Annotated in this window: 2 protein-coding genes; one reads left to right on the top strand and one right to left on the bottom strand. The window is 40.2% G+C overall.

Translation table 11 applies throughout. The features are described 5' to 3' along the window. Positions 1–70: 70 nt before the first annotated feature. Positions 71–11,776, bottom strand: a complete 11,706-nt coding sequence (locus IM322_RS02135) for a type I polyketide synthase (RefSeq protein WP_287672576.1) — start codon at positions 11,774–11,776, stop codon at positions 71–73. A 749-nt stretch (positions 11,777–12,525) separates the two neighbouring features. On the opposite strand from IM322_RS02135, the gene IM322_RS02130 reads away from it, so the two are divergent. Next, a complete protein-coding gene (locus IM322_RS02130; RefSeq protein ID WP_287672578.1) occupies positions 12,526–20,895 on the top strand; it encodes a non-ribosomal peptide synthetase in 8,370 nt (2,789 codons plus the stop codon). The last annotated feature ends 8 nt before the right edge of the window (positions 20,896–20,903 follow it).

Here is a 20,903-nt window from a genome sequence, read left to right as displayed (position 1 = left end):
GTTAAGCTTACTCATGTTCATCTACTTAGCCTACCACATCTCATGCCTTTTGAAACATTATTTTTAAAATTTAACCTCCATATTGATCAAGCTCCGTTAATTTTTGATTAAGTAATCTTGCCAGTTCGTCTTCACTGAGGCTGTCATAGGGACTATGATTGTCAGGAATTGGATTTATTTTAATCTCAAAATCGAGATGATTGGCTAGAATTTGTTCCCGTAAGTAGGTACTTAAGCTGAGAAGATTAGGATAATCGAAAATGATCGAAGATGGCAATTTACACCCTAAATCTGTTTCTAAGCGATTTTTAAATTCTATGACCATTAGAGAGTTTAAACCTAAGTCTAAGAATGATGTTTGTTGAGGAATAACTTTGTTCCCATTTAACCCAGTCACTTCTCTTAATATTTTCTCCAGTCCTTCTACTAAAGCGTTTATTCGTTCGTCTATAGAGACAGATTTTAATCGTTCTAATAGTTTTGCTGGACTTGTTTGTTTTTGATTTTTTAGGGTTAATACCTCGCTAAAGAAGGGTTGATTAATATTGAAAGTTTGGTTAAAAATCGACCAATTAATATCGAGAACTATCCCTTGGGTAATATCATCTAAAATTACCTGATTGAGATATTGAAACGCTTGCTCAGAAGGCATCATCTGCAAACCCCAATTAGCGAAACGTTGTTGATCAATTTGGTTGCCCGTCTCCCAAGCTCCCCAATTAATACTAATACCAGGTAATCCTAAACTTTGCCGTTGCTGCATTAGAGCATCCATGAAAGCATTAGCCGCAGCATAATTACTTTGACCCGGTGAACCAAGGATGACAGCCGCAGAAGAAAAGCTCACAAAAAAGTCTAAAGATAGAGAGCGAGTATAACGATCTAATAATAAAGTTCCTGCTACTTTTGGAATCATTACCTTTTGATATTTTTGCCAACTTTGATTACTGATCAGCCCATCTTCTAAGACCGCTGCTGCGTGAATTATTCCTCGTAAGACGGGCAAGTCTGCCCCAAAACGAGAGAATAAATTTTTCATATCTGTGGGGGAAGTAATATCAGCTTCAATCAAGGTTACTTTTGTTCCTTTCTCCACTAATGGGGCTATCAATTCTGTTGAAGATTTAACATGGCGACTACACAAAACTAAGTGACTTGCTCCCATTTCTGATAACCATTGAGCCACTAATCCGCCCAGTTTTCCTCCCCCTCCCGTGATTAAATAAACCCCTGACTGATTAATAAAATGTCGTTTTTCTGAGCTAGGAAGAGATGCAGAAACTAACCTGGCTGCGTAGCGGTTTCCTTGACGTAAAGCCAAACGGAATTCATGGGGGAAACACTTTAATTCATTGAATAAAAGTTCAGCTTCATCAGCTTCTTTATGGATTGGTAAATCTAAACAAACACAACCCATTTTAGGATACTCTTGATTAATGACTGCTCCTAATCCCCATAAATGGGACTGTTGAGGATATAAAGCCGTATCATTGATAATTTTATTAGCCCCACGAGTAATCAGCCATAAATGAGGTAATTTCTCCCAGTTATTAGTGAGGGTTTGCACTAAATTTAAGACGGCATGAGAACTCTGATATACTGTATCAAGCACGTCTTCAGCTTCTGAAGATTCCCAAGAAAAAACAACGCCAGTCGGAAATTCTCCCGATGGATAAGCTTCTTGATAGAGACGCTGAAAATCAGATTTCTGAGCCGGATTGATGACAAAAGAATCTTGAGAATTACATTGATAATTCTGTCCCATTTCTACAGTAATTACTTTTTCTCCTGCCCTTTTATATAAATTAATTAGGGAATTTAAGTCTGTTTCTGGACGAACCAAGACTAACCAAGAATTTTGAGAATTGACGGCAACAGTTGGCATTGATGGAAGTTTTTTCCATTCCACTTTATAAAAGCAATCGTTCGACTTTTCTTGCCATAAACTCTGTAAAATAGCCGGATTTATGCGCCGTGCTGTTAAGTCAGTAAAGCGAGCGCAAAGCTGTCCTTGTTCATCATAAATATTAACATTTACTCTCATTTCACCATTAGTATCTGAGATGACCTGAACTTCCGTCCAAACTTGCGAAGTTGGATTTAGGAATATTTCCAAGGAAGAGAATCCATAAGGTAGATGCAATTCTTGACCATGAATTTCGGGGAAAGCTGCCCCAATACTTTGTAAGCAAGCATCCAAAAGAACTGGATGAAAATGATAACGCCGATCCGCTAAACTAGGGTTAATACTAATTTTAGCTTGAGAGCCTTTTTTGAAAGAATATAACTCTTGAATCGCTTGGAACTGCTCCCCATACCTGATCCCCATCTGCTGATAAAGTTCATAGAATTCACGAATAGAAATCGATTTTTTAGGGGTTTCTCTTTCTAATTTAGTTTGGGTTAATTCTGAGGCAGCCAAGCTTTGTATATCCTTAGGTTTGACTTCACCTGTAACATGAAGAACCCATTTTTCTTGTGCAGAATCACTGCTAAATATCTCAAAAGTATAAATCAGTTGAGATGATTTTTTAGGTCTAAAAATTATTTGGACTATTAAGGGAGTTGGAGATAAGAGTAATCCCTGATGAATAGAGACATTTTGAAGGGTGACAAAATGCCCATTAAATATTTTCTGACTTGCGGCTAAAATAGCTTCAATAAAACCAGTAGCTGGAAATACAATGTTATCAAATACCTGATGTTCTTCTAAATAACTAGGGTTAAGATAACTCACCTCACCTTCAAAGATCATGTCTCCCGTTGCTAACTTTTTAAAATCTTTAATAAAAGGATGTAACTGAGTCTTGATTTGCCCTAGAGAAAATTCCGAATTAGATAGCCAATACCGTTCTCTTTGAAAGGGATAAGTCGGTAAAATAATCCGCTTACCTTGTTTAAATACTGTAGTCCAGTCTACAGAATAACCATTAACAAAAAGTGTCGCTAAACTTCTATACATTTGTGCCTGTTCATCCTGCCCGGGTACAATACTAGGCAACCATAATAGATCCTGGTTGGCAGAAATAAGGCGAGCCATACTCAGTAATACAGGCTTAGAACCGACTTCTAGAAAACAACGATAACCCTGATCAATTAAAGACTGAAATCCTTGACTAAACTGTACAGTACTACGCAGATGATCTACCCAATAATCAGGAGTTGTAATTTCTGAACCTACAGCTTTCCCTGTCAGATTACTAATAATCGTTAAGCTAGGTTCATGAAAAGAAATTGTTTTTAAGACCTGGGAAAAATCATCAAGAATGGGCTGCATTAAAGGAGAATGAAAAGCATGAGATACCGCTAAACGTTTAGTTTTATGCCCTTGATCAATAAAGTTTTTTTCCAGTTGCTCAACAATCTCTTTAAATCCAGAAATGACGGTAATTGAGCCATTGGCTGAAGCAATATTAACTTGATTTTCATAAGAAGTTAGAGCGTTTGCTACCGTCTCATAATCAGCATAAATAGCGGACATACTGCCATTATGGGGCAATTTTCCCATTAATTTACCCCGTTGAGTCACTAATTTTAAGGCATCTTCTAAAGAAAAGACTCCTGCCCAACAAGCCGCCACATATTCCCCGATACTATGTCCTAAAAGGGCTGAAGGTTGTATTCCCCAAGATTGCCATAATTTGGCAAGTGCATATTCAAGGGAAAAAATCACCGGCTGAGTGATTTGGGTTTCCTCTAATAACTCGCTATTTTGCTCTTGAAAGATTAAATCTAAGAGAGATTTTTCTAAAAGGGGTTCTAGAATTTGAGCACAAAGATCTAATGTTTCCTTGAAAACAACTTCTCGGTTATAAAGGGTTTCTCCCATGCCAGAATATTGAGAGCCTTGTCCAGAAAAGAGGAAAGCTATCTTTGGCGGAGTCTCTGATAAAATCGGTCGGATTAATGAGTCAGAATTTTCACCATCTTGGTAATCAATTAATGCTCGTTGTGCCGTGGTTATTGAGTCTGCTAAAATACAGATTCGTTGCGGAAAAATCCCCCGTCCTGTACTGGCGGTAAAACAAACATCAGCTAAATTGATAGACTCAGTCAAAATATCTTGATAATTTCTCGCTAACTCTTGCAGCGATTTTTCAGAACGAGCCGAAAGGGGTAATAGATAAAAATTATTCTCCGAAGGTTGAGGTAAATCAGCGTCAATTTCCCCAACAATGATATGAGCATTCGTTCCACTAAATCCAAAGGAACTTACTCCAGCAATCCTTGGACGTTCGCTGATATTCCAAGGTTTTCCTTGTACAGGAACTTCAAAAATATGAGAACTCCAATCAAAGCGGTGATTAGGATTTTTAAAGTGAAGATGAGGAGGTATTTTATGGTGTTGTAACGCTAGAACGGTTTTAATTAATCCGGCAATTCCGGCAGCACCTTCTAAATGGCCTAAATTCGTTTTTACTGAACCAATAATTAAAGGCCGATTAGGGGAGCGTTGACCAAAAACGGCGGACATACTTTCTAATTCAATCGGATCACCAAGGGCTGTTCCAGTGCCGTGAGCTTCGATATAATCGATTTGTTCAGGCTTGAGATTAGCACGTTTAAGGGCTTGATATAATAATTTTTCTTGAGCTTGACCATTAGGAACGGTTAGCCCACTACTTGGACCATCATGATTGACGGCTGTGCCATAAATTTTAGCCAAAATTTGGTCTCCATTCTTAACCGCTTGGCTCAATCTTTTCAGAACAACTATTCCACAGCCTTCTCCTCGCACCATGCCATTTGCGCTCTCATCAAAGGTTTTGCAATGTCCATCAGGGGCAAGCATATGGGCGCGACTTTCGATTAAAGAAATAATGGGAGTTAAAATAATATTAACCCCTCCGGCTAAAGCCAGATCGCACTCACCATTAAGTAAGGCATTATAAGCTAAATGAATCGCTACTAATGAGGAGGAACAAGCGGTGTCAATGGTCATTGATGGACCCTGTAAACCAAGGACATAAGAAAGACGACCCGCCGCCATACTAACAGAAGTTCCCGAACCAGTATAAGCATTAATGGCTTGAGGAGAATAACTTAATTGGGCATAATCTTGCGTCATGCAACCGATAAAAACTCCCGTCTGACTGTTGCGTAGTTTTTGGGGATTTTGTCCAGCAGATTCTAAAGCTTGCCAAGTAGTTTCCAAGAGTAAACGCTGCTGAGGATCCATAGCGACAGATTCTCTAGGAATAATGCCAAAAAATTCTCCATCAAATTCCTCAATTTGTTCTAGAAATGCACCGTAAGGAGCGTATATTTTGCCAGGGACATCGGGATTAGGATCATACCATGTTTCCTGATCCCAGCGATCTTGAGGAATTTCTGTTATGGCATCTTTTCCCTGTTCTAAAAGTTCCCAGAAAGATTGTAAATTCTTAGCACCGCCGGGGAATCGACAAGCCATGCCGACAATAACAATAGGATCATCATCGAGTTGTGATTTTTCTGGCTGTTTTTGAGAAATTTCTGCTTTTATTTGAGGGGTAAATACCGGTTGACAATTATCCAGAACTTCTCGCTGTAAATAATTAGCTAAGGCTTCAACATTCGGAAAACGAAAAGTAATCGTCGAAGGGAGAGAACAATTAAAGTCAGTTTGTAACAGATTTCGTAACTCTGTAGAAGTGAGAGAGTCCATCCCCAAATCAAAAAATCCTTGTTGAGGGGAAAAAGTTTCATCATTTGAGTGTCCTAAGACATTAGAAACACGCATAATGATATGATTAGTTAGCCAATTAGGACGCTCTTTTAAGGTTAAATTTTGCCATTGTTTTAAAAACTCAGATGAGGGGGCAGCTTGGGTTTTTCCTTGAGGCAGAAAGTTTTTATAAAAGTTTTGATGAATATAAGGAAATTGTTGCCAGTCAATCTTAATTACACCAGCGCGAATAATCTGATTTAGGAGAATTTTTTCGAGAGCATTAAGGGCTAAATCTGGTTTCATAGCCGCATATCCTTTAGCGGCTAATCTCTCCAAAACATTGCGATCTACTGCTGCACCTATTTCGCTCCAAGGACCCCAATTTATGACCGTTCCGGGTAAATGATGCGCCTGACGATAATAGATAAAAGCGTCTTCAAAGGCATTAGCTGCCGCGGCATTGGCTTGTCCAGCTGAGCCAATTAAAGATACAGCAGAAGTATAACAGACAAAGAATTCTAATGGGTCATTTAGGGTGAGTTGATGAAGCAACCAAGTTCCTTTAACTTTGGGAGCTAAAACATAATTAAAGCGCTCTGGTGTTAGTCTTAATAAGGTTGTATCGTCTAAGGTTCCAGCAATGTGAAAAACGCCCCGCACAGGATATTTAGAACGGCATTCTTCTAAGACAGTGTGCAGTTTTTCAGCATCAGTAATATCAAGTTTTTTGATGGTAATTTCTGCCCCACTAGAGGAGAGATTGGCTAATATTTCAGGGCTAATTCCTTCTGCCCCTCGACGACTACACAAAACTAGATTCCGCGCCCCTTTTTCAATCATCCATCGGGTTGTTGCTAATCCTAACCCCCCTGTGCCTCCTGTGATTAAATAATAGCCATCAGGACTAAAATTGATATTTCCATCTTCAAGTTTTCTCTGCACTAAACGGGGATAAAAACGCTGTTCCCCCCGCAAAGCAACCCGGTTTTCTTGGGGATTACTGTAGATTTCTTGCAGCAGTTTGTCGGCTGAGTTTACTTCATCTGGATCTAGGTCAATTGCCTTGAAATTAAGTTCAGGATGTTCTAAGACTAGGCTGAAGGCTATTCCTAATAAGGATGCTTGAGAGGGAGAGGTCAGGGTTTTAATGGCTTTTGCTGGTACTGCTCCTTGAGTAACTAAAATCAGAGCCGGCGGATTTTCTTGCTGCAATAAGGCTTGTAAGAAAAAGAGAAATCTTTGACAATGAATCTCGACTTGTTGATCCATTTCTCCAGGGATTTTTTCTAAGCCCCAGAAGTACAGTATTTGACGAGTTTCTGAAGTTATCGAGTTTCTCAATATTGATAGGTAATCTTCAGCCATCTCCGGGTTAATATCTTTGGAAAAGACGCAAGAACAACTTATTCCTCTCTGTTGGAATAGAGGGATTAAACCGTTAGCAATTCCTTGACTATCTGCCCAGATTATTTGATGATAGTAAGATTTTGCCGGAAGAGAAGGTAATTGCTCACTGCTTCGACTAATGATGACACTTTGTTTTAATAAATTTCGGGTTTTTGCTTGGCTTGGTTCGATAATATTAATGTCTTCAAATTGATTCTCAATCAGTAAATTTTGCCAATCTTTTGTGCTGATTAACGGATAACCATTCCGCCGCAGATCTTGACTACATAACCACCATCCTTCTGTCAAGCCAAAGGTTAAATCTACCCAACGTCTTGCCCCGGTACTTTCTAAGAGGATTAGTCGTCCCTTAGGAGCGATGAGAGAGCGCACATTTTCAAGGGTTTTTTGAAGGTTGGCTGTGGCATGAAGAACATTAGCGGCGATGATTATGTCAAAACTGCCGGGGAGAAAATCTTGAGTAAAGGGATTTTTTTCAATGTCTAAAGTTTGATATTTAATAAAGGGATAGTTTCTAAAATTTTCCTTGGCTCTTGTTAAGAAACTAGAGGAAATATCGGTGAATACATATTCGATATGTTCTGTCGGTAAGTGAGGTAAAATGCCAGCAGTAACGGCTCCTGTTCCTCCCCCAATTTCGAGAATTCTTAGGGGATAATAGGGGGGTAAATTCTCAATAGCACGGCTGATTGTGGTGGCGACTAACTGATTCATCAATTTAGCTCCGGCAGCTTCCGAATAAATTGCCGCGATCGCTTCTAAATCCCCTTGAGGAAAGAGTAATTCTAATGGCTCAACTTGACGACTCATGACTGCTGCCAAAGCAGAGCCACAACGCTCCATGAGACTAATTTCTGCTGGATAATCGGCAAATTCTTGGCGGAGAATTTTAATTTGCGATGGCGATGAAGGTGCTTCTAATTCTTTGACGAATAACCAGCCATCTTTTGTCTGATTAACGATTTTTTCTTCAGCTAAAATACTTAAACATCGAGATAATAAAGGTCGGTAAAAATCAACAATTTGACCTTGATTTGCTATCTGTGCTTCGGAATAAGTTTGACCTAATTTTGGCTGCCCATTAAGTTTTGTTAAGGCTTCCCAGATATAGGTTACGCTTAACTTTTCCAAGGCCTCCATTAAGCTCTCATATTGCCCCAATTTTTCCCCTAGTTGTTGTTCTAACTGTGCGGGGTGAATTTGATTTTTAATCACCTGGGGAGCTACTAAAGTGTCTCTACCATTCCCTAATAATTCCTCGCAAGGCATCCATTCTTCTAGATAGATTTGAGGGGGTATTTCTTGGGGGATAATCTCTTGAGATTGAACGGCTTTTAGTTCTAAGTTGATGAGGGATGCCAAGGGTTGACCTTGGGGGGAATAGATATCAATATCAGCGATAATAATGTTAGGGTTAGGGGAGGAGTTTTTCAGTCGAACCGCGCTGATTACCTGCTCATCAGGAGGGTGGAAAAATGCCAATTGCCCAAGGCGAACAGGAACATAAGTTACTGAGGATTCTTCTTTAAATAAAATGGCAGCAATCCCTTGAAAACAAGCGTCTAACATAGCCGGATGAAAATGATATTTTTCCCGCTCTAACCTATCGGTTAATTTGATTTGAGCAAAAGCTGTATTTTCCCCCCGCTTCAGTTGATGAATGAGCCGAAAGTTACTCCCGTAATTTATCCCTGATTTTTGATAAGTTTCATAAAAGGAGTTGATATCGACTTCTTCAGAACAATTTTTGGCGATTTCTTCTAGATGACAATGGGTTAAATTAGTTGATTTCAATTCATCAATTTTTCCACTAACTAATATTTCCCAATTTGGCTCAAGTGCATGGTAAATTTTAAAGCTTTTTTGCTCAATGATTAACTGTAATGTGTCTTCCGTATCTTTTAAAATTAATGCCTTCTTAAATTCAACATTTTCTAAAATAACTTTTTGATTCTCCCCGGCAGCTAAAGCCATTTCTATCAAGGCAGATGCTGGCAATATGGCCTGATCAAAAACCTGATGTTCTCCTAAAAATGCAGGTTTATGTTGACTAATATTGCCTCGATATTGAAGGAGAGCTAAGGGAGAAGGAAAATGATCGCCTAGTAAGGGATGTCCAGAGTAATAATTAGGGTTTTTATAGCTAGAAGACTCTGATTTATTGCCAGAATTTATCCAGTAGCGTTTGCGGACAAAAGGCGAATTAGGTAAACTAATTTTTTGCCCCGGATGTGAGCGATGAAAGGCTTCCCAGTTAATATTAAATCCTCGTACATAGAGTTGACCTAGCACCCTTTGCTCATGCTGATCACTGTGACAATCTTCCCCTAAACTAGATAACCATAGAATTGAATTTACCCCTAACTTTTGACGACCTATATTAATGAGATTGGCACTAATTCCCATTTCTAGGAAGATTTGATATCCCATTTGATGCAAAGTAGAAATTCCCTGGGCGATTTCGTCGGATTTCTGCCTAATCCTTTCCCCTCTATTAACTGAATTTGTGAGAGATTTTTTCACAACTTCACCCTGATAAATTAGGGTAATATCGGGAGAGTTAGAATCGACTTCTGGGGTGCTTTTGAGCAAGGATAAAAGGTCTTCTGAGTTGGGGTTTTGTGGGCTAATTTGAGCGCGTTTCGCCACCAGCTTGACGGTATCTTCAAGAGAAAAAACTCCCGCTTGTTGAGCGGCGAGATATTCCCCTAATCCAGAACCTAAAATCGCAGAAGGAGAAATTCCCCACGATTTCCAGAGTTCACAAAGAGCATATTGATAGGCAAATAATAACGGTTGTACAGACAAAGGAATCAGAGTCTCTAAGGCTTTTTTAGATGACAATAATTCCTGAAGAGAAAATTCTAAATATTTTTTAAACAGATGATCGCACTGCCTAAAAGCATCATGAAATACTGGCTCATTATTGAGCAGGGTTTCAATGATTTCTGGGATTTCTGGACTAATTTCTTGCTCGTCATTGCAGAGAAAAGCAATTTTAGGATTGCTTTGCGCTTCTCCATAAATAATGTCGAAGCTATTATTTTGAAAGTGCTTTTCATCCCCATCGCTCTTGAGAAAAGCCTGAATTCCTTGGCGCAGATTCTCTTGATTAGAAACTAAAAGAGCAAGGCGGTGTTTATGGGGAAAACGACCGGTATTTAAAGATAGAGCAATGTCCTTGACGTTGAGAGCTTTTTTCTGCTCAAGATAATCCACAAATTGAGTCGTAAAAAGACGTAAACGTTCGGGTTCTTTAGCCGAAAAAGTAACGAGAATGGGGGATATTTTCGGTTTTTGGGGTTGCGGTTGAGGCGGTTCGCTTAAAATAACATGAGCGTTGGTTCCCGATGCTCCAAAAGAACTGACTCCAGCCGCTTTGAGCTTGCCATTGTTAACATTCCAAGGACAATTTTGCGTGACGATACTAATCGGTAAGGCATCCCAATTAATATGAGGATTGGGTTTTTTGAGATTTAGATGAGCCGGAATTTCACGGTAGTGTAGCGATAATGCGGTTTTAATTAATCCTGAAATTCCGGCCGCCGCCGCCAGATGACCTAAATTAGTTTTGAGAGAACCGACTAATAACGGGTTAGATTTCCGACGATTGACGCATAATGCCTCGGCTATGGCTTTAATTTCGATGGGATCTCCCAAAGATGTTCCTGTACCGTGAGCTTCAACATAATCGATAGCCTCGGCATCTAAACGAGCATCAGCTAGAGCTTCTCTGATTAATTCTCTCTGCACAGGCCCATTAGGAACGGTAAAGCCGCCACTGGCCCCATCGTTGTTGACTGCGGTCCCCCGAATCACTGCCCAAATGTGATCGCCATCTTGAAGAGCGTCACTGAGTCTTTTTAAGACGATGACTCCGCAACCTTCCCCTATCCCAAACCCATCGGCACTTTCGTCAAAGGTTTTGCATTGGCCATCGGCGGCTAACATCTGATTGCGGCACAAGGCGATGACGACTTCTGGAGTTAAAACTAAGTTCACTCCTCCGACTAAAGCTTGTCTGCATTCTTGGGAACGTAAGGAACGGCAAGCCAGATGAACAGCGACTAAGGAAGAAGAACAAGCGGTATCTACTGCCAAACTCGGACCATTAAGATTTAAAAGGTAAGAAATACGCCCAGCTGCCGCATTAGTATGATTACCCGAAATATGATAGGCTCCGATGGCATTATAGTCCTCATTTGAGGTAAGAATACGGGCATAGTCATTGTTAGTAATCCCGATAAAAACCCCTGTTTTTCCCCTTCTAGCCGTCGTTGTTGCCATTCCTGCATTTTCCAAAGCTTCATAGGCTACCTCTAAAAGCAACCTTTGCTGAGGATCCATAGCGACGGCTTCCTTGGGAGCAATTCCGAAAAAATGGGCATCAAACTGGGAGACATCATCGAGAAACCCCCCCTGAGAAACATAGATTTTACCCACTTTATTCCGATCTGAATCATAAAAATCCTGCTGGTTCCAGCGCTCATTAGGTATTTCTCTGAGGTTATTTTTACCCGCTTTGAGGAAAGACCAGAAGGATTCAGGTGTCGCAATATTATGACCGAAACGACAACCTAAACCCACGATAGCTAAGGGTTCGCTTTGTTGAGACTCGAAAGCTTTTAATTTTTCTTTAGCTTCACTAAGAGCTTTAAAAACTCTAGTTTGGATTGATTGCTCGTTTTCGGATAAGTTCTTTTTATCTTGAAAGTCCATAGTGTTAGACTCGACTTGGAAAAGAATAATTATTGCGACTGACGGGGTGACAAGCAGATGGAAAGTGAAACAGGGTGTAGATTGTCGGGGTTAGGGTGTAGGGAAAAAGCTTGAGACTTTCGCCGAAAGATAACGAGGGAATTTGGTTTTTACCAGGTAAGTCGATTAAGTCGATTAATTTGATGGCTTACAGTGAGGAAAATTTCCCCCCACCTCACTTAAATTTCCACCTCGTTGTCACTTCTTCAGCTATTACGACCAGACAGCCAATCATACCTGATCGAGGTAGTAATTGTCAACAGACATCTCCAATAACCTGGTGTGGGGTGTGGCATCCTCAGATCTGATCTGATAGTCTTGCGCTAATCTATCTTTAAATGTCACACTTTCCGCACTTCTTAATATTCAATTAATAATTTTTACTAATTTATTGCTCCCACAGTAGTTTCTACAATGAAGATTTTTCGTCAACACATCTTGGGGAATGTAAAAATATACTTTTGTATATTATGAAGATGTGCGGAATGTCGGTTAATATGCTATGATGTCGAGGCTCAGAACAATTTTGAAGAAGCGACAGAAACCTCGACCTTAGCCCTAGGCGGGTTTCCTGTAGTTCGTATAGCAATAATCCCACTCGTCAGAGACGGGAATTATCGCTTTAAGGGAACTGGGAACGGGTAAGCATTGTACCCCATGACTCTGAATACCGCCATCAACTACTATTTAGGGACAAAGTTAGAACAGCAATGGAAGCACATCTGGTTTCAATAGATTACCAAATTCGGCAACTTCAAGAAATAGATCCAGTAACTACTCTATTTGGTAATGTAAGTCAGAATAAAACTGGGGAGCAAGATAGCGTTATTGAAGTTATCTCTACAGATTTACAGAAAAAAATCAACAGTTTAACGGCAAATAATTCTGTTAATAATTTAGCATTTCATCTGGCTGTTGTCCAGGTTTTAATGTTTAAATATACTGCTCAAGTCGAGTTTGTTACGGCTACAGGAGCCTTGAATACAGAAAAATTAGATAGCCTGATATTTTGCCGATTCAATCAACATAATTTTAGTTCATTTAAAGATTTACTAAGAATCATTCGTAAAGATTTACAAGAAGGATATCGCCATCAAAACTATGCTCTGGATAGTTTGGTCAAAACCTTGGCAGCAAGAGGAGGAGATCTAGAGAATATTTTTGACGTTGCTGTGATCAAAGAAGGCCTGTGCGCCGACATTTCTTCCTTAAATAAATTTCAATTAGTTTTTGCCATAGCAGCGGATGATACTGTTGTTTCTGTCACTTTTATTAAAGATAAATTTCCCAGAGATTTTGTCGAGAGAATGCTAGGACATTACCGTAAAATCTTAGAAACAGTGACGAGTAATCCCGATATAGATTTGTCAGAAATTGATATATTAACGGCAAAAGAACGAGAACAATTGCTGATAGATTGGAATGATACGGCCATTCAATATCCTCAAAAGCAATGGATTCATCAGCTATTTGAAGAGCAAGCCAAACTTTACCCTGAGAGAGTGGCGGTCATTTTTGAAAATCAAGAATTAACTTATCAAGAATTAAATGAAAAAGCCAATCAACTTGGTCATTACCTACAAAAATTAGGAGTAAAACCAGAGGAATTAGTCGGAATTTATCTAGAGCGTTCCTTAGAAATGGTAGTAGGTTTATTGGCTGTTTTGAAGGCCGGAGGAGCTTACGTCCCCTTAGATCCTAATTATCCTCAAGAACGCCTAAGTTATCTATTAGAAGATACTGGGGTAAAAGTGATCATTACTGCGGAATTGCTGCGGGGATTGTTGGGGGAATACCGGGGGATTGTTGTTGCTTTAGATACAGATTGGCCAGCAATTTCTCAAGAAAGTCAGAACAATTGTGACAGTGGCGTAGCGGGGGAAAATTTAGCCTATGTTATTTATACTTCGGGATCCACAGGTAAGCCTAAAGGTGCGATGAATACTCATCAGGGTATCAGGAATCGTTTGTTGTGGATGCAGGATACTTATCAGTTAACTAACAGCGATCGCATTTTACAAAAAACCCCTTTTAGTTTTGATGTTTCAGTGTGGGAATTCTTCTGGCCATTATTAGCCGGTGCAACCCTAGTGGTAGCTAAACCAGAAGGTCATAAAGATAGTATCTATTTAATACAATTGATCCAAGAGCAGCAAATTACTACCCTTCATTTTGTCCCCTCGATGCTGCGAGTGTTTCTGCAAGAAACAGAGCTAAAAGAATGTAGTTCTCTCAAGCGGGTTTTATGTAGTGGGGAAGCTCTGCCATTAGACCTAACACAACGCTTTTTTGAGCATTTTAACTGTGAACTTCACAACCTCTACGGGCCGACTGAGGCGGCGATTGATGTGACTTACTGGCCCTGTTTACCGGGGAGTGAAAAAGCGATAGTGAGTATTGGTCAACCAATTGCCAATACTCAGATTTATATTCTTAATCCGCACTTACAACCAGTTCCTATAGGGATTGTGGGAGAATTACATATTGGTGGTATAGGTTTAGCTCGTGGATATCTCAATCGTCCCGAATTAACAGACCAGAAATTTATCCCTAATCCTTTTGCTAAGGTCGCAGGAGCAATAGGGGGAGAAATTAGGGCAAAATTATATAAAACGGGGGATTTAGCCCGGTATTTACCGGATGGAAATATTGAGTTTTTGGGGCGTATTGACCATCAAGTTAAGATTCGAGGTTTCCGGATTGAGCTTGGGGAAATTGAAACTATACTCAGTGAACATCCAGCAGTTGAGCAAGCGGTAGTCATTGCATCGGAGACAGAAACCGGCAGTAAAACACTAATTGCTTATGTTGTGGGTCAGTCTCAAGAGGGGGAACTCTTGGCGACTTCAGAAAAAGGGCAATTATTCGATGAACAAATCGAGCAATGGCAAAGCCTCTATAACCAAATTTACAGCCAAACATCGGCAGATTCTGAGGGTATATTTAATATTGTTGGCTGGAATAGTAGTTACACGGGGGAACCTATCCCAGTTGCTCAGATGCGAGAATGGCTAGATGATAAAGTTAAGGTTATTCTCGCTCAACAACCTAAAAAAGTTCTGGAAATAGGTTGTGGAACTGGGTTAATATTATTCCAAGTTGCTCCCCATTGTCAGCATTATTGGGGAACAGATATTTCATCAGTAGCCTTAGACCATATTCAGCGAATTAATCAAGAAGGGCCTCAGCTAGAGCAAGTCAGGCTATTGCATAGCACAGCCGATAATTTTGAGGGTTTGGAGTCAGAAGGATTCGATACAATTATCCTTAACTCGGTTGTGCAGTATTTCCCCCATATAGATTACTTATTGCGGGTTTTAGAGGGAGCTATCAAGGTACTAACTCCGGGGGGGTGTATTTTCCTTGGAGATGTGCGAAACTTGCAACTCATGGCAGCTTTTCACGCTGATGTAGAACTTTATAAGGCTAACCCTGAAGATTCGATTAGGGATTTTAAACAGCTTGTACAGAGAAAAATTGAGCAAGAAAATGAGTTATTCATTGACCCTGATTTTTTTAGAGCAATTCAGTCCTATTTTCCTCAGATTACTGAAGTCGAGATTCATCTAGAGAGAGGTCGATACCACAACGAATTGACTCAATTTCGTTACAATGTTGTTCTGCGGATTGGAACAATTGTGGATTTTAGCACCGACTTTCCAGAATTAAACTGGACTGAACAGCAGCTGACTTTATCTGAGGTGAGAAATCAACTGGGGACATCTGAGGGGTTAAGGGTGATAGGTGTCCCTAATTTGCGCTTGTTTGGACCTTTAAAAATTGTGGAATTGTTGAACAATTCTCAAGACTTTGGGACAATCGAGGAATTTAAAGCGATTAAATCGGACATTATACCGGAAAATGCCGTAGAAACTGAAGATTTTTCGGCTTTAGCTGCGGATTTATCCCTTTCGGTTTGGGTAACTAGGTCTGATACTCCGGACTGTTACGATGTGATTTTTGCTCCGCTAGAAAATTCCCGTAGAAATTACATCGCTTTTACCCCCACCCACACCGCAAAACCTGAATGGCAACTTTATGCAAATCACCCTTTAAGGTCTAAGTTAAACAGTAAACTGATTCCCCAACTGCGGAGTTATCTGCAAAAGCAACTCCCAGAATACATGATACCCCATGCCTTTGTGCAATTGGATTCTATTCCTCTGACAAATAATGGAAAAATTGACCGTCGCGCCCTACCCTCTCCAAGCTATAACAGTTTAAGGAATTCGGAGAATTTTGTAGCACCTTGTACCCCTCTTGAGGAAATTTTAGCACTGATTTGGGCTGAAGTTTTGGGCATCGAAGAGGTTGGTATTCACGATAATTTTTTTGAACTTGGGGGGGATTCGATTCGGGCAATACAAGTGATCGCTAAGGCGCGACAAATGGGTTTTCATTTTTCCTTACCCCAATTATTGCAACATCAAACCATTCAAGAATTGGCCAATTGCGTTAGCTATGAAATTGATACTTTGGGGACTGAAAAAACGGAAGTTTTTAGTTTAATTCCTCAAGAAGTTCGCTGGGATTTACCGGAGGAAGTGGAGGATGCTTATCCTCTAACTGCTCTACAATTGGGGATGATATTTCATAGTGAATATCAGGGGAATCTCTCGGTGTACCATGATGTGTTTACCTATCATATTCGTGCTACTTTTAATTTTCCCGCTTTACATAGTGCTATTAAGGAGATTGTCCAGCGGCATCCGGTATTACGAACCAGTTTCGCACTCTTTGAATATCAGGAACCCCTACAATTAGTTCATCGACAAATCGATGTTCCTTTAGGATTAGATGACCTAACCCATTTATCTCCTTCTGAACAAGACACGGCTATTGATGATTGGATTGAGCGGGAAAAAATCCGCACTTTTGACTGGAATAGTCCTCCTTTATTTCGCTTTCATCTCCATCGCCGCAATCAGGATAACTTTAACCTAACTTTCAGTTTTCATCACTCTATTTTAGATGGTTGGAGTGTCGCCTCATTGCTCACAGAATTGTTACAACAGTATCTCTATCTTCTCGACAAAAAAGTTTTACCTCTTTCTCCCCCTCCAGATATCAGTTTTAGGGATTTTGTCGCCTTAGAAAAGAAAACTATTCAATCGACAGAATGCCAGAATTATTGGCAAGAAAAACTCAGAGATGTCACGCTGACCAAACTTCCTCAGTGGTCGAAATCTAATCAAGTTAATCAAGATTGGGATTGGTTAGTTCCCATATCTAGTCAGGTATCTCAGGGATTAAAACAACTCGGTAAACAAGTTGGAGTCCCCCTAAAAAGTGTTTTATTGGCGGCTCATTTTCGGGTATTAAGTTTACTGAATAATCAGAGGGATATTGTTACAGGTTTAGTCTCTAATGGACGGTTAGAAGTAGCCGATGGAGAAAAGATATTAGGTTTATTTTTGAATACTTTGCCCCTACGTTTAGAGTTATCTGGAGGTTCTTGGAGCGATTTAGTTAAGCAAGCTTTTGATGTTGAAAGAGAATGCTTATCTTGGCGAAGATATCCCCTGGCTGAGTTACAAAAAACTTTTGCGGGTCAACCTTTGTTTGATACGGCTTTTAATTTTATTCATTTTCATGTTTATCAAGGTATCATCGGGGTGCAAGATTTAGAGGTCTTGGGAGGGAAGTTTTTTAATCAAACTAATTTTACATTGTTAGCTAATTTTAGTCTTCATCCCCTTTCATCTGAAGTAGAACTTACCCTTAAATATGATGGGAATTATCTAGGGGAAAAGCAGATGGAGTTAATCGGAGGATACTACGAGAAAACTCTCATCGCTATGGCAACGGAAGGGTTAGAACGTTATGAGACTTGTTGTTTACTTTCTGAGCAAGAACAACATCAATTATTGAAAGAATGGAATGATACTGAGGTTCACTATCCAGATGACTGTATTCATCAATTGTTTGAGGAGCAAGTTAAGCGCAGTCCTGATGCGATCGCTATTATTGCAGAAAATGAACAATTAACCTACCGTCAATTAAACGAAAAAGCGAATCAATTAGGGCATTATTTAGGCAAAAAAGGGGTGAAACAGGAGTCTTTGGTGGGAATTTGCCTAGAACGGACAACTGAGATGGTTATAGGGTTATTAGCCATTCTCAAAGCAGGGGGAGCTTATGTACCTTTAGATGCAGCTTATCCAACTGAACGCCTCAATGTCATTTTAGGGGATGCCCAAGTTTCCTTGTTGCTAACACAAGAAAAATTAGTCGAGAAATTAGGGAATTATCCAGGGAATCTGGTGATATTAGAGGCAGAACAAAGAAATATAGCCCTAGAAAGTCCCGAAAACCTCTCTTTACCCGTAAGTTCCAGTAATACCGCTTATGTGATTTATACCTCCGGTTCAACGGGGAAACCGAAAGGGGTTGTCATTGAGCATCAAAGCACCACAACCTTACTGAATTGGTCCAAGGAAGTCTTTAGCAGTGAGGAATTAGCGGGGGTTTTGGGTTCTACGTCTATTTGTTTTGATTTGTCAGTATTTGAACTATTTTTGCCCTTGGCTGTGGGGGGTAAGATTATTCTGGCCCAGAATGTTCTAGATTTGCCTAGTTTAAGTGCAGCCAAAGAGGTAACATTAATTAATACCGTACCTACAGCGATCGCCCAACTTCTGGAAATTGAGGCGATACCTGAGACTGTGCGAACGGTAAACCTCGCAGGAGAAGCTTTGTCTAATCAATTAGTCCAGAAGCTTTACCAGCAGGAAAACATTAAGAAAGTTTATAATCTCTATGGTCCTTCAGAAGATACCACTTATTCCACTTTTAGCTTAGTGCCTAAAGGACACCATGGACAACCGAGTATCGGCCGGCCTATTGCCAATACTGAAGTTTATATTCTGGACTCTTTTAAGCAACCGGTTCCTCTAGGAACTATTGGTGATTTATATATCGGGGGTGAAGGGTTAGCTCGATGTTATCTTAATCAACCTGAATTAACCGCCGAGAAATTTATCTCCAATCCGTTTAGCAATGAACCCAATGCAAAACTCTATAAAACAGGAGATTTAGCCCGATATTTACCCGAGGGAAATATTGATTTTTTGGGGCGGGGTGATAATCAGGTAAAATTGCGGGGTTTCCGCATTGAATTAGGAGAAATTGAGGCAACTCTAGGGACTTATCCCCAAGTTAAGCAAACGGTGGTGAAGGTTTGGGAGGACTCCTATCGGAATAAGAGGTTAGTCGCTTATCTAGTAGGAGAAAATGGCCCGATAAATACTGAGGATTTGCGTCGTTTCTTGGGACAGAAGTTGCCAGAGTATATGATTCCGGCTCTTTTTGTCTCCTTAGAAGCTCTCCCTCTGACTCCTAATGGAAAAATTGACCGTTCAAGATTACCCATCCCTGAGATACCTTGCACATCTGAGCAGGATTTTGTTCCCCCTCATACTCAGAAAGAAAAGATTTTGGCTAGTATTTGGCAAGATGTTCTCAGCATTAAACAAGTGAGTCGTTATGACCGCTTTTTTGAAGTTGGGGGCGATTCTATTGTCAGTATTCAGGTTGTCGCTCGCGCTCGTCAAGCCGGGTTGAAAATTACTCCTAAACAGATATTTGAATATCCTACTCTTGCTGAACTGGCTACAGTTGCCGATTATTCCACAGCCGAATTAGCTAAACAGGGTTTAGTGACGGGTATTGTGCCTCTCACTCCCATTCAACTGTGGTTTTTTGAGCAAAATCGCGCTGAAATGCACCACTTTAATCAGTCTGTCCTCTTAGAAGTTCCCCATCACCTGAAAGCTGATTTGTTAGCTCAATCTCTGAGAAAATTAATTGAACATCATGACGCTTTGCGGTTACAGTTTACTGTGGAGGAAGGACAATGGCAACAAGTCAATGAAGGAATGTCGGATGAAGTACCTTTTGAGGTGATTGATTTGTCTTCTATTCCTCAATCTCAGCAAGGGGAAACTCTCTTAGCAATGGCAACAGTTCAACAAGCAAGTTTAAACCTCTCTACTGGACTATTAATCAAGGCCGTACTATTTGAATTGGCCCCCTATCAACCCAGTCGGTTACTGATTATTATTCATCACTTGGGAGTTGATGGTGTATCTTGGCGAATTTTGCTAGAAGATTTATTGATGACCTATCAACAGTTGGAAAGGGGGGAGAATGTAGAACTTCCTCCAAAAACCATAGCTTTTCAGGATTGGGCGCTTCTCTTGAGGGATTATGGACAAGGGGAAAAAGCGAAAGCGCTATTAGACTATTGGTTAACTCAACCTTGGTTAGAAGCGAGAAATTTACCTGTAGATAACGAGAGTGGAAAACCATACAATACAGTAGCGACGGCAAATGATGTCACGGTGACTCTAGATGAAGAACAAACCCGCACCCTCTTGCAAAAGGTTCCCGCTGCCTATAACACTCAAATTAACGAGGTTCTGTTAACCGCTTTAGCAGAAACTTTGACACAATGGACAGAAAATTTGACCATATCTCTTGATTTAGAAGGACACGGACGAGAAGATTTGTTCAGTGAGGTTGACTTATCGAGGACGGTAGGTTGGTTTACCAGTCTTTTTCCGGTTGTTTTGCGACTCCCCCCCGAAAATCACCCCGGTGAGCGACTCAAATCTATTAAGGAACAGTTACGAGCTATTCCTCACAAGGGAATTGACTATGGAATTTTGCGATATTTGAGTGATGAGGCTGATATTAAGTCTCAATTAGCTGAAATTCCTGCCAGAGAAGTTTTGTTTAATTATTTAGGTCAATTTGAGCAAGGACAATTGCAAAAAGGGGATTGGAAATTAGCGGATGAGTCTAAGGGGCCTAATCACAGTCTTAAGGGACATCGTAGTCATTTATTAGAGATTACGGCCAGAGTTATAGAGGGACAGTTACAAGTAAACTGGACGTATAGCGATCTCATCTATGAACGTTCGACGGTAGAATATTTAGGGCGCGGCTATAAAGAAGCTTTGCTGAAATTGATTGAGCATTGTTTATCTCCTGATGCTGGGGGTTACACTCCCTCGGATTTTCCGGTAGCGCAATTGAATCAACAGGAATTAGACGATATTCTGGCAGAAATTGACTAATAAGGAGA

Origin of the sequence: Microcystis sp. M109S1 (assembly GCF_020247025.1) — a bacterium.
Lineage (GTDB): Bacteria > Cyanobacteriota > Cyanobacteriia > Cyanobacteriales > Microcystaceae > Microcystis.
This window is presented reverse-complemented; position numbering and strand designations above follow the sequence as displayed.

Bases quoted from the DNA above. Each gene is read 5' to 3' on its own strand.
- IM322_RS02135 (WP_287672576.1), bottom strand. From the start codon at position 11,776: ATGGACTTTCAAGATAAAAAGAACTTATCCGAAAACGAGCAATCAATC.
- IM322_RS02130 (WP_287672578.1), top strand. From the start codon at position 12,526: ATGGAAGCACATCTGGTTTCAATAGATTACCAAATTCGGCAACTTCAA.